Raw genomic sequence first — 10,018 nt, 5'->3', positions numbered from 1 at the left:
TCCATCGGGCGTGGTTCCGGCGCGGATGATACCGGCGATGAGGCCCGGACGTCTCATCGATAGGGAAGGGGGCAGGCGGTTTGGGCGCGCGGGTGCGGGGTGTCTTGCCGGCGGTTTTTTGGGCGGCCGCGGCTGCCTCGACCACGGCTCGCTCGTTGTCCCAATGGATCTGCAGCGCGACCAGCAGATGGCGCTTGGTCTCGCCGCTCTCATAACGGACGGTGGCCCACATCCCGTCAATGGATACGATTTCATACTCGCCGGTTGAATTGCGATAGCGTTGGCCCACTTCGATTGTGTTGGACATGGTCTCCTCTCCAGCAGTTACGTTTCCCGTCGTCGGGGTCGCGGGCGGTGCGTTTCAAACGGTCGCAAAACAGGCCTCTGTCGGCCTGGGGGAATAAAGCTAGAGAGTATAGCCGAAGTGCGGGAAATTTACGAGGGGTGATCGCGCGGCGACTTTTCGCGTCATCCCTATTGACGCCCACTTGACATGTCATCTATACTGTTAGGCGGGCGGGGGAGACCGCTCCAAAATCCGAGGTGACGCCTATGTAGCCCACAACCCCACTTATTCAATCTATTCATCGAGACAACATCGCTTGCATACCGAGGAGATAAGTCATATGTCACAACTGAGAAACCCCACCCGGCTGCTTTTCGTGGCCTTGCCTTTCCTGTTACTGTTCCTGGCCGCCTGTGGCGCGGTCAAGCTCGCTCCGACTTTCAGCCATCAGGGCCGCTTGCTCGATGAAAACGGCGCCCCTGTCCCCGACGGCAACTACGAAATTGAGTACGGCATTTTCCATGCGGCGACCGGCGGCACGGCCGTCTACACCGAGACTCAAACTATCGCGGTCGCGGATGGCCTGTTTACCGCGTCGGTAAGCCCGTTCGGCACCGCCGATCCGACCGTCTTCGCCCAGCCGACGTGGTTGCAGATCACTGTCGGCGGCGAGACGCTAACCCCTCGCCAGCGGCTGCAAGGCTCCCTATGCTCTTTCCCTCGCCTCCGGCGCGGTCGCGCAAAGGCGCGCAAACGCGCGACCGGATTTCGGCGGTCAGGTGGACACCGGTGAGGCGCTGACCGTCTGGAACACCGACCTCTCGGCTACCGGCGGCAGCGGCGCCTGCTGGCGCTTAACCAGGCCAGCCCGACCGGCGCCGACCGCGAAAGAGTCGCGGCGCTCCAGGCGCGCGCTCGGCACCTCGTACTCGGCCGTATTCACTGCCCCAAAACTTCCGCGGCATCTAGCCAGGGGCGGCCCTTCTTGGTATGACGCCTTGTTTGACGGCGATGTCGGTATCTCCGTCTCCGGCAACTGCACGGGATGTACCATGGCGTATCTCGCCCAAAACGTGGGCGGCGCGGCCATCAACGCCGGCGATTTTGTCGCTATCGCGGGCGTGGAAACTGACCCCGACCTCGATATCCCCATCATGCTGGTACAAAAGGCCACTTCTCCCAATGACGTGATCATCGGCGTAGCAACAGGCGCGGCGACCCGGAGAGCCGGTCGTCGAAACCAACGGTATGAGAACCGGCGGCGGTAATCCCTCCAGCGGGCCGGCTGCGGCCGGCGGCTATCTGTCGGTTGTCGTTCAGGGTCTGGTACAAGTGCGAGCGGCAGGCACGGATGCATTGCCCGGCGCGAGCCTCAACGCGGGAACCGACGGCGCGGAAGTGACCGCCGGCCCCGGCTTCACCCGCGCGCTCAGCGAGGTGGACAGCGACGGCATGGTCTGGGTCATGCTGAGTGGGCAATAGGAGGCGCGCCATGAGAACATGGAAACGCATCCTGATGCTCGCCCTGGTCGCGGCGCTGCTGTTGTTCGCCGTTGCCGTCGTAGCCGCGCTGGCGCTGGATCCGGCCGCCCCGGCTGCTAACAGCGTTACCTGGCAGGTCGTCGCTTCCGGCGGCCAGACGATGAGCAGCGCGTCGTACACGATGATGAGCACAGCCGGACAACCCGTGGCCGGTCAGGTGTCGGGCGACAACTACCCCCCGGCTGAGCGGCTACTGGCAAAACTTCCAGGCGGTCGTTCGCTCCGTCCTGCTGCCGTTTATTGTCGGTAATCCGTAGAGTAAACGAGCGCAAACCGGGCGATTCTCTCCCGGTTGCCTTGCCCCTGCGTCCTTGTTTGTCTCCTTATCTGAATGCCGCCCGCTAACCGATTGCATAATACAGTTGGGCGATGATGCCACCGGCTTTCGCATGGCGCGCTCGGCCGCTTCTCCATGCAGAAACTCCACCTGGCTGCCCTGTTGCACCGCCTGTAGCAGCAGCGGCTCCGTCGCTTCATCGGCCGGATATGGCAGAGCCAGCAGGCGAACGGCGGCGCGATCCAGCGCGCGGCCGACTGCAACCTGGCCCGTCGCCCCGCGCCCGCCCGCTTTCGCCTGATCGATCACCTCTGTAACCAGGGCATCCTCATACCGCGCTCGGCCTGTTCGGCCGTAGCGAATGCGATCGGCAATCTCATGCGGCGGCAGTTCCATCGGGATCGGCAATACGGCGATGACTTTCTCCTGAACCGCCGGATGCACCGCGCCTAACACGGTGTTGGCCAGTCGCTGATCGCCGCCGAGAACGATCCGCTCGATATCGGGATTTTCAGGAAGTATTTGTCGGCATCAGCGGCGATGGTGCGAACAAATCGCCGGGTCAACTCGTCCTGGCGCGACTTGAGATTCGCGGTGTGGGCTGATTTGCGTTGCTTCCGCAACCATTTCTGGTCCGATATGACGGCCGAATCCGTCGCCGTGCGGCCAAGACCGACGCGCAGCACCCGGGCTTCATCTTCGGCCATCAGCGCCACCATGTGGACTTCGTATTCGTCCAGCGCCCACAGGAACTCCTGAATATGGGGTGCCGAAGTGATGGACATTCGCCAGCCGCACAGGCAGCTCAAAGCGATGTTCGCTTCCCGGACTGATGAACAAGGCCAGCGTTTTGCCCTCCGGCCGGTAGCTTGAGGTACTTGTCCAGGCGCTTGCGAATCGCGCGCCCATTCCTTGTTCGGGTCGGTGTCGTTGAGCCGCACGCTCTCCATTGCTTGGTCTGGGTGGAATCAAGACCCGCCTCGATATCAGCCACGGCGTTTCTCAGATAGATTTGCCAGGCCAGGGTCTGACTCTGATTCTCCGGGGCGGCGGATCTGGTCATCAAATAGAGAGAGGTATTTGTCCTGTGCGTGGCCGGCAGCGTAGTCGGCGAACTCACGCAGATCTTCGTAAAGTTTTGAATCATAGGTTCGTTAGCTCCTGTAGCCGGCTGATGGAGCCGGGATTTCTCAAGGATGAGCATAGCACAACGCGCGCGCACTGCACAGGACAGCAAACCCTACCCAGCACACGGCGCGCGCTATAAAATCTACGCATGATTCAACTCATCGCCTTCGACGCCGACGATACACTCTGGCATACGGAACACCTATACCGCGAGGCGCGGCGGCAGTTTGACGAACTCCTGCGGCCGCACGGCTTCACGTCCGCTGATCTGGAGAGCGTCGTCCACGATACGGAGATGCGCAACCTGCCCTACTACGGCTTCGGCATCACCAGCTTCATCCTCTCGCTCATCGAGACGGCCGTCCAGGTGACCGGCGGTCGTATCACCGGCGCGGAGATCGGCCGGCTGCTGGATATTTCCGCGAGATGGTCTCGGCCGACATCCGGCTCATCGATGAGGTGGAGGAGATGCTGCCGCGCTGTCGGCCGACTTCCCGCTGTTGCTCATCACCAAGGGCGATCTGTTGCACCAGCAGGACAAGGTGGCTCGTTCCGGTCTGGGGGCCTTACTTCGCCGGGGTGGAGGTGGTGGCCGACAAGACGCCGGAGGTCTACTGGGAAGATCCTGACCCACGGCGCAGGCGTGGCCCCGAACAGTTCGTCATGGTCGGCAACAGCCGCGCAGCGAGTAGGCGAAGACCAGAATGACTGAGAAGAAAAACATCTGAATCTTGCCCACATCGGTAAACTGGAAATTGGCGATGGTGTCGCCGCGAACCATATCGCTCCAGCGGGCATCGGCAACGGTGGGATGGGCGTGTAGCTCGCCGACGGCCGTTTCCCGCGCCGCCTCCAGTTCGGCCGCGCGCCGATTGGCCCGCTCCGCGTCCGCTCTGGCCGCCCGCAACTCGGACTCCATCGCCGCCATTTGCGCCTGGGCCTCAGCCAGCGCTTCCTCGTCCACCTGAAGCCCCGCATCCATCGACTCCAGCCCGCCGGCGGTCGTGCTTTCCAGCGAATGGTAACTGGATTGCAGCGATTCGAGCGCGACGGTCGAATGAACGGCCTGCTCGCGGGCCGTTTCGCTGCGGGCGGCCACGTCTTGCGCCCGGCCGTCCTCCCTGGTCGCCTGGTTGGACCTGATGGCCCCCGCCCCGGCCATTGAGGCGATGCTGATACCCAGAGCCAGCAATACCTCCTGCGGGATGTCGATATTGAGCGGCTGGTAGCGGTTCAGCTCGGAGGCCTCATCCGACTCCTCGCCCGGCAGGACGGCCTGTTCGCCGGTCACCTGCTCCACGACGAGCCGCGGCCCGCGAATCTGCCGCTCGCCCACTTCTCCACCCCCGGCCAGCACCTCGCCACCGCCTCCACCACTTGCACGTCCGACGCCGGCGTCCGACCCAACAGGATGGGGCTGACCCGATGCAGCCCCAGCGTGATCCAGGCCGAGAGGACGACGACCGTCCAGAGTATCAGTTGCAGCCGCGAGAGGCTGATCTTGTTGCGCGCGTCTATGAGCACGCCGTCGATGCGGCCGGGCGCGAACCGGGTCTCAACGCGGCCGCTTCTCATGCGCACCGCCTGCTCGCTGCCGGTGATGTCGCGGCCGATAAACGCCAACAGGAGAACGAAAATGCCCATCACAAGCAGCCAGCGCCACGCCAACGGGATGACGCCGGCCAGCCCGACCCCTATAATGAGGATGATGGACACGATGATATAGCCGGCGGAGTAGTATTTGCGCATGACGAGAGCCTCCTGTTGCCTGATTATGTCGAACTGTATGACATTGTAAGGAGTGGGGGGAGGATGTCAAGAGGGAGATCGCCGGTCAGGTCATTTTTCTTCGCCACTCGTCACAACAACTCTTGTTCCCTTGCCCGGCGCCGAATCCACCACCAGCCGCGCGCCGACTGCCTCTGCCCGCTCGCGCGCCCAACAGACCGAAGTGGCCTGACGACGCCAGTTCGACGGCGCGGCCGGTTGATGTCAAAGCCCACTCCATCATCGCTGACCGTCAGCGTCATCCGGCCGGGGTGAACTCCAGAATCACTCCGGCCCGGCTCGCGCTCGCGTGGCGGCCGATGTTGCGCAGCGCCTCCTGGGTGATGCGATAGAAGGCCAGTTCCATCTCGGGTCAAGACGCCGTTCGTCCCCGATTGCCGTAAACTCAATCGGACGCCCAACGCGGCCAACTGATCGCGGGCCAGCAGTTCCAGCGCGGGAGACAGCCCCAGGTCGTCGAGGTAGCTCGGCCGCAGGTCGCGGGTCATCCGTCGCAAGTCGGCGATGGCTTCCGTCGCCAGCGCCTCCATCTCGGCCAGTTGTTCGGCCGCGCCCCTTGCCCCCGGTCTGGGCCAACTGGATGCGCTGGTTGAGCGCGATGAGCGACTGGACGGTGTCGTCGTGAAGCTCGCGGGCCAGCCGCCGGCGCTCTTCCTCCTGCCCGACAGTCAGCGCGGCGAGATAATCGCGCAAGCCCTGCTGAGCCATCTGCAGGCGGCGGTCATGCCGGCCAGTTCGCCCTGCAATTGCCGAATCTCGCCGATGCCGCCCACCGGCTCGCGAAGCGCGTCGAAGTCGCCGCGGCCGAGTGCGACGGCGCGGTCGGCCAATGCCCGCAGCGGTTCAACGATCCGGCGCGCGCCGAACCACAACCCGGCCAGGGCGACCGCCAGAACGGGCAGCAGGATGAACGGGGCCAGTTCCGTCCGCCGCAGCATCGGTTCGGTCATCTCGCGCCACGCCTCTTCCATGACCAGCGCCCAGCCGACCGGCGCGATCGGCGTGTAGCTGATAACGTGTTCATCCGCGCCGACGTCGAGGAAGGTCGCGCCGATCTCGCCGCAGCGCCTCGGCGACGCCCGGATGGCGTGGCCGCCGGACCGGTATGGACGCTCCGGCCCGTCTGGTAAGAAGCGTCCTGTCGGGAGCGACCAGATAGGCGACGGTGTGGTCGCCGGGCAGCACGACGCGACCGGGGACGTCGCGGGCGACGGCGGCGGGATCGATGGCCCCGCGGCCGTCGTCCTGTCCTCGGCCGCGGCGACGACAACCAGTACCTGGCGCCGGTGTCGGGGCCGGGGAAGATGGGGAGGAAGCTCGTAGAACCTGTAGAAACCGGGTTTCTCAGAAGAAACCCCGTTTCTGGAACCCCCGGTTTCTATTGTTGATTCTATTGTCACCCACCACTCCGGGTCGTCGGCGGCCAGCAGTTCACCGTCCGGCCCGAAAATCGCCAGCAATGAAGTCGTCGTGGAATGAAGCGCTGTCGGCCAATGCCGTCGCCGGCGGCACGTGAACGGCGTGGAGCGCCAGGTTGCGGACGGCGGCCTCGCGCTGGGCCAACTGTTCCTCCAGCGCGGCGGCGGCGGCGCGGGCGGCTCTCTGGTCGCGCTCGCCGACCATCCGGCGCATGGCGTCCTGATGCAGCGCCAGACCGCCGTAGGCGATGAGCGCCAGCAACAACGTCAGCGGCAGGACAGTGAGGAGAAAAAGCTGGGCCGGCAGGCCGCGCAGGCGGGTCATAGGGTGATGAGACCGAGGGCGACGGCGCGCATGACGGCATCGGTACGGGTGTTTGCCCGCAGTTTGGCGTAAATGTGAGCCAGGTGACCCTGGACGGTGCGGTCACTGATGAACAACTGGGCGCTGATGGCTTTGTTCGTGTATCCGCGAGCGGCCAGGGCCAGGACTTCCAACTCGCGCCCGGAAAGCGGCTCGTAGACCGTTTCCAGAGCGACGGCGCGGGCGCGGATGGCCGGATCGAGCACCTGCTTGCCTTCGTAAACGCGCGGACGGCGCGGACCATCCCGTCCGGCGAAGCCGTTTTGAGGACGTACCCATGGCCCCGGCCGCCAGCCCGGCGCGTAGGGGTCATCGCGGTGGGCGGCGATGAGACGGCGGGCGGCATCGCCGTCATCGGCCTCGGCCACGACGCGCAGCCCGTCGGCGCTCTCCAGGAATTGTCGAATCCCCGCCCGCACCACGGCATGGTCGTCGGCCAGAAGGATCGTGATCGACTCAATCATACCCCGATAACTTAACGAGATTCGCGACGAAGGTCAAGGGAGTGACGAGTGACGAATGACGAGTGACGAGTATTCTGAACTCGCCACTCGTAGCTCGTAGCTCGTCACTCGAATGCGCCATTTGGCGCTGCCCGGCGGAGGGGAAGGGGCGTATGATGTATTCAGGTAGCACTGTTTACTTCATAAACAAGGTGAAAAGACATGGCACAAGTCAGACATGCAAAACAAAAATCGCGTTCGGGCCGGCCGGAGTTGCTTATCGCGCTGGCTTTTATCGGTGGTGCGGTTCTGTTGCTGGCGGTGGGGCGCTGCTGGCGAACCGGCCGGTGGAGCTGGTGAGCGACGGCGAGATCGTCCGCGGCGCGGTGATCCGGGCGACGCATGAAATGGGCGGCGGCGCGCATTCCTTCCTGCCGAAAGACGGCCCGCAGCCCAACATCGAAGCCCGCCAGACATTCCACGACTTCGCCGCATCGGCGCGAAGGATGTGGTGACGCGCACATTCGTCGTGCGTAATACGGGCGAGGCCCCGCTGACGATCAACCGGGCCTACACGACCTGCGGCTGCACCACGGCCGAAATCTCGGCCGATACCATCCCGCCGGGCAAGGCCGTGACGGTGGAACTGCGCTTCGACGCCGGCTTCCACGACTCGGCCGGGCAGACGGTGCGCCGCGGCATTATCATCGAGACCAACGACCCCGACCAGCCCCAGGCGGAGATTTGGGTGCAGGCGGAAGTAGCGAGCAAGTGACGAATGACGAGTTGCGAGTGACGAGTTTAGAGCGCGCTCTTCATTCGTCACTCGTCGTTCGTCACTCGTCACTCATTTAGATGAATTATGACCCGAATAACAAGAACCCTATTAGCCTCAGTCCTCCTTGTGACTGTATTGTTGACGGCCTGCGCCATCGAGCCGGAGGCGGAAGACGCCCATGCCGGGATGTCCTCGAACGTTGACCCGGCGATGGTCACGGCCGGCCACCATCACCCGATGGCCCCGCTGGAGGATATGCCGGAGAACGTGCGCGCGGCCGACGCCCGGACGCAGGAGGCTTATCGTTTCGCCGTCGCCAACCCCGACGCGGCGCACGAAGTCCCTTGCTACTGCGGCTGCGTGGCGCTGGGCCATACGTCCAGCTACGGGTGTTACGTGGCCGGGACCGACCCCGACGGCGCGCTGGTCTTCGACGCCCATGCGGTCAATTGTACGGTCTGCGTTGACATCACCCAGGATCAGATGCGGCTGATGGACGGCGGCGCGTCTCCGGAGGCGATCAGGGCATACCTGGATGAGAATTACAGCATGTATGGGCCGCCGACGGAATTTCGAACGACCAATGACGAATCGGGAAGTGGATGATGCGCTATATTATCTGGATTACGTTTCTGTTCATGGTGGCGGCGACGGCCGCCTGTGGCGGAGGCGCGGCTGCCGGGGGTTCCCCGCGGCTGGCGTTGGAGGAGATGACGCTCGCGCTCGGTGACGTTCCCAACGGGAAGATCGTCGAGCGGGAAGTGACGGTGCGCAACGAGGGCGACGCGCCGCTGGTGGTCGAGCGAATCACGACATCGTGCGGCTGCACCACGGCCGCGCTGGAACCGATGACGATTGCCCCCGGCGCGAGCGGCGTGCTGACCATCGCCTTTGACTCCGGCGCGCACGGCCCCGGTCTGCGCGGGCCGATCATGCGCGATGTCAGGCTGATCTCCAACGACCCGGCGCTGCCGGAAGCGGTGGTGGCGGTGACGGCCAATATTGGGCCGCCGGAATAATTATGAAGGGAGAAGGGAGAAGGGTGAAGGGAGAAGGGTGAAGGAAGAACTCATCCTTCATCCTTCATCCTTCATCCCTCTCTTAAAGGGGCCAGTCGCGCAGCATGCGCTCGGTCTCTTCGCGGTGGCCGGTCTCGTCGCGCACCATATCTTCGAGCTGTACCTTCAGGCCGACGTCGCCGAAGGCATCGGCTTCATCAGCGCGCTGGGTATAGCCGGCCACGGCGCGCGTCTCCGCCTCCATCACGGCCTGGAGCATCTCCTGGTTGGTTTCGGCCGGCTTGACCATGCTGGGTACAGTGGTCGGTTCACCGCCCAGGGCGACGATCTTGTTTGCCAGGAACTGGGCATGCCCCAGCTCGTCGGGCACTTCGGCCAGAAAAAACGCCACCAGTTGCGGCCGGTAGGGGCCGGTCACTTTGGCGGCGTAGGTGGTGTACTGGATTACGGCCGCGAGTTCTTCGGCCAGGTCTTTGTTCAGGTTGTCAATCAGGGTTTTAGCATCCATTATAATGGTCCTTGTAGTCTGTTATTTTGTCCGGCGGGCGAAAGATTGCGACGGGTATCGCGCGGATGACGGGCCGCCGCGGAGAATACTGCCACTACTGATTCTACCACATTCACACGTAATAGGCAGCCTTCGCGGCCGACTATTGAAAGACCCCGCAGCGTACCTGCCCCACGTGACAACGGAACAATAACAGTATATACTAAAATCATTCCAGTATATACGGAGGCTGACCAATGTCTGTATCAATCGTCTCAGCCAAAGGTTGGGTCGTCATCCCGAAGGACATCCGCGAGCGCTACGGCTTCAAGAAAGGCACACGGGTCAAATTTGTGGAATATGGCGGCGTGATCAGCATTGCGCCGGTGGCGGAAGATCGCTTGAGGCCATCGATGCCCTTCACGGGATGCTGTCCGGTGGGCCGTCGATGACTGAGGAATTGCTGAGGGAGCGCGCCGAAGAGCGGG

20 protein-coding genes are annotated in these 10,018 nt (G+C 63.6%); 9 read left to right on the top strand and 11 right to left on the bottom strand.

Annotated features, from left to right (window positions below):
* A partial coding sequence (locus tag IPM60_15410; GenBank protein ID MBK8909210.1) for a hypothetical protein occupies nt 1-307 on the bottom strand: 307 nt, incomplete at its 3' end.
* A gap of 319 nt (nt 308-626) precedes the next feature.
* On the opposite strand from IPM60_15410, the gene IPM60_15405 reads away from it, so the two are divergent.
* Nucleotides 627-1,079, top strand: coding sequence for a hypothetical protein (locus tag IPM60_15405; GenBank protein MBK8909209.1), 453 nt, complete (start codon nt 627-629; stop codon nt 1,077-1,079).
* On the opposite strand, the gene IPM60_15400 is transcribed toward IPM60_15405, so the two are convergent.
* A complete protein-coding gene (locus IPM60_15400; protein ID MBK8909208.1) occupies nt 1,062-1,229 on the bottom strand; it encodes a hypothetical protein in 168 nt (55 codons plus the stop codon). The genes IPM60_15405 and IPM60_15400 overlap by 18 nt on opposite strands.
* 109 nt (nt 1,230-1,338) lie before the next feature.
* Between IPM60_15400 and IPM60_15395 the strand changes: the two genes are divergently transcribed.
* The 3 genes from IPM60_15395 to IPM60_15385 are packed head-to-tail and all read left to right on the top strand — an operon-like array spanning nt 1,339 to nt 2,078.
* On the top strand, nt 1,339-1,554 hold the full coding sequence (locus IPM60_15395; protein ID MBK8909207.1) for a hypothetical protein: 216 nt from the start codon (nt 1,339-1,341) through the stop codon (nt 1,552-1,554).
* Nucleotides 1,535-1,768: a hypothetical protein gene (locus IPM60_15390; protein ID MBK8909206.1), complete on the top strand. Its 234-nt coding sequence runs from the start codon at nt 1,535-1,537 to the stop codon at nt 1,766-1,768. The genes IPM60_15395 and IPM60_15390 overlap by 20 nt, the downstream gene beginning before the upstream one ends.
* A gap of 10 nt (nt 1,769-1,778) precedes the next feature.
* Complete coding sequence (locus IPM60_15385) at nt 1,779-2,078, top strand: hypothetical protein (protein ID MBK8909205.1); 300 nt, start codon at nt 1,779-1,781, stop codon at nt 2,076-2,078.
* On the opposite strand, the gene IPM60_15380 is transcribed toward IPM60_15385, so the two are convergent.
* The 8 genes from IPM60_15380 to IPM60_15345 all read right to left on the bottom strand — a co-directional run bounded on the left by IPM60_15380 (nt 2,019) and on the right by IPM60_15345 (nt 7,267).
* A complete protein-coding gene (locus IPM60_15380) occupies nt 2,019-2,627 on the bottom strand; it encodes a hypothetical protein (protein MBK8909204.1) in 609 nt (202 codons plus the stop codon). The genes IPM60_15385 and IPM60_15380 overlap by 60 nt on opposite strands.
* Complete coding sequence (locus IPM60_15375) at nt 2,555-3,055, bottom strand: hypothetical protein (protein ID MBK8909203.1); 501 nt, start codon at nt 3,053-3,055, stop codon at nt 2,555-2,557. Before IPM60_15375 ends, IPM60_15380 begins: the two co-directional genes overlap by 73 nt.
* 839 nt (nt 3,056-3,894) lie before the next feature.
* Nucleotides 3,895-4,569, bottom strand: coding sequence for a hypothetical protein (locus IPM60_15370; protein ID MBK8909202.1), 675 nt, complete (start codon nt 4,567-4,569; stop codon nt 3,895-3,897).
* Nucleotides 4,521-4,982, bottom strand: a complete 462-nt coding sequence (locus IPM60_15365; GenBank protein ID MBK8909201.1) for a hypothetical protein — start codon at nt 4,980-4,982, stop codon at nt 4,521-4,523. Before IPM60_15365 ends, IPM60_15370 begins: the two co-directional genes overlap by 49 nt.
* 303 nt (nt 4,983-5,285) lie before the next feature.
* Complete coding sequence (locus tag IPM60_15360) at nt 5,286-5,729, bottom strand: hypothetical protein (GenBank protein ID MBK8909200.1); 444 nt, start codon at nt 5,727-5,729, stop codon at nt 5,286-5,288.
* On the bottom strand, nt 5,690-6,481 hold the full coding sequence (locus tag IPM60_15355; protein MBK8909199.1) for a HAMP domain-containing protein: 792 nt from the start codon (nt 6,479-6,481) through the stop codon (nt 5,690-5,692). The genes IPM60_15360 and IPM60_15355 overlap by 40 nt, the downstream gene beginning before the upstream one ends.
* Nucleotides 6,453-6,764: a hypothetical protein gene (locus IPM60_15350; protein ID MBK8909198.1), complete on the bottom strand. Its 312-nt coding sequence runs from the start codon at nt 6,762-6,764 to the stop codon at nt 6,453-6,455. Before IPM60_15350 ends, IPM60_15355 begins: the two co-directional genes overlap by 29 nt.
* The gene (locus IPM60_15345; protein MBK8909197.1) at nt 6,761-7,267 is read right to left on the bottom strand and encodes a response regulator transcription factor; all 507 of its coding nucleotides are present in this window, start codon (nt 7,265-7,267) and stop codon (nt 6,761-6,763) included. The genes IPM60_15350 and IPM60_15345 overlap by 4 nt, the downstream gene beginning before the upstream one ends.
* A gap of 152 nt (nt 7,268-7,419) precedes the next feature.
* On the opposite strand from IPM60_15345, the gene IPM60_15340 reads away from it, so the two are divergent.
* From IPM60_15340 to IPM60_15325, 4 genes are all read left to right on the top strand, one after another.
* Nucleotides 7,420-7,761, top strand: coding sequence for a hypothetical protein (locus tag IPM60_15340; GenBank protein MBK8909196.1), 342 nt, complete (start codon nt 7,420-7,422; stop codon nt 7,759-7,761).
* The gene (locus IPM60_15335; GenBank protein ID MBK8909195.1) at nt 7,758-8,021 is read left to right on the top strand and encodes a DUF1573 domain-containing protein; all 264 of its coding nucleotides are present in this window, start codon (nt 7,758-7,760) and stop codon (nt 8,019-8,021) included. Before IPM60_15340 ends, IPM60_15335 begins: the two co-directional genes overlap by 4 nt.
* A gap of 138 nt (nt 8,022-8,159) precedes the next feature.
* Entirely contained in the window at nt 8,160-8,630 is a 471-nt protein-coding gene (locus IPM60_15330) for a hypothetical protein (protein ID MBK8909194.1), read from the top strand.
* On the top strand, nt 8,630-9,043 hold the full coding sequence (locus IPM60_15325) for a DUF1573 domain-containing protein (GenBank protein ID MBK8909193.1): 414 nt from the start codon (nt 8,630-8,632) through the stop codon (nt 9,041-9,043). The genes IPM60_15330 and IPM60_15325 overlap by 1 nt, the downstream gene beginning before the upstream one ends.
* 82 nt (nt 9,044-9,125) lie before the next feature.
* Here the strand turns inward: IPM60_15325 and IPM60_15320 are convergent, their stop codons facing one another.
* Nucleotides 9,126-9,551: a ferritin-like domain-containing protein gene (locus tag IPM60_15320; GenBank protein MBK8909192.1), complete on the bottom strand. Its 426-nt coding sequence runs from the start codon at nt 9,549-9,551 to the stop codon at nt 9,126-9,128.
* A gap of 236 nt (nt 9,552-9,787) precedes the next feature.
* Between IPM60_15320 and IPM60_15315 the strand changes: the two genes are divergently transcribed.
* The gene (locus tag IPM60_15315) at nt 9,788-9,982 is read left to right on the top strand and encodes an AbrB/MazE/SpoVT family DNA-binding domain-containing protein (protein ID MBK8909191.1); all 195 of its coding nucleotides are present in this window, start codon (nt 9,788-9,790) and stop codon (nt 9,980-9,982) included.
* The last annotated feature ends 36 nt before the right edge of the window (nt 9,983-10,018 follow it).

Source organism: Rhodospirillales bacterium (assembly GCA_016710335.1).
Taxonomy (GTDB): Bacteria; Pseudomonadota; Alphaproteobacteria; order Rhodospirillales; family Defluviicoccaceae; genus JADJXQ01.
This window is presented reverse-complemented; position numbering and strand designations above follow the sequence as displayed.

Coding starts and splice junctions, on each gene's coding strand:
- IPM60_15325 (MBK8909193.1), top strand. CDS start 8,630: ATGCGCTATATTATCTGGATTACGTTTCTGTTCATGGTGGCGGCGACG.
- IPM60_15350 (MBK8909198.1), bottom strand. CDS start 6,764: ATGACCCGCCTGCGCGGCCTGCCGGCCCAGCTTTTTCTCCTCACTGTC.
- IPM60_15320 (MBK8909192.1), bottom strand. CDS start 9,551: ATGGATGCTAAAACCCTGATTGACAACCTGAACAAAGACCTGGCCGAA.
- IPM60_15375 (MBK8909203.1), bottom strand. CDS start 3,055: ATGGAGAGCGTGCGGCTCAACGACACCGACCCGAACAAGGAATGGGCG.
- IPM60_15345 (MBK8909197.1), bottom strand. CDS start 7,267: ATGATTGAGTCGATCACGATCCTTCTGGCCGACGACCATGCCGTGGTG.
- IPM60_15360 (MBK8909200.1), bottom strand. CDS start 5,729: ATGGCTCAGCAGGGCTTGCGCGATTATCTCGCCGCGCTGACTGTCGGG.
- IPM60_15395 (MBK8909207.1), top strand. CDS start 1,339: ATGGCGTATCTCGCCCAAAACGTGGGCGGCGCGGCCATCAACGCCGGC.
- IPM60_15315 (MBK8909191.1), top strand. CDS start 9,788: ATGTCTGTATCAATCGTCTCAGCCAAAGGTTGGGTCGTCATCCCGAAG.
- IPM60_15340 (MBK8909196.1), top strand. CDS start 7,420: ATGATGTATTCAGGTAGCACTGTTTACTTCATAAACAAGGTGAAAAGA.
- IPM60_15365 (MBK8909201.1), bottom strand. CDS start 4,982: ATGCGCAAATACTACTCCGCCGGCTATATCATCGTGTCCATCATCCTC.
- IPM60_15385 (MBK8909205.1), top strand. CDS start 1,779: ATGAGAACATGGAAACGCATCCTGATGCTCGCCCTGGTCGCGGCGCTG.
- IPM60_15405 (MBK8909209.1), top strand. CDS start 627: ATGTCACAACTGAGAAACCCCACCCGGCTGCTTTTCGTGGCCTTGCCT.
- IPM60_15390 (MBK8909206.1), top strand. CDS start 1,535: ATGAGAACCGGCGGCGGTAATCCCTCCAGCGGGCCGGCTGCGGCCGGC.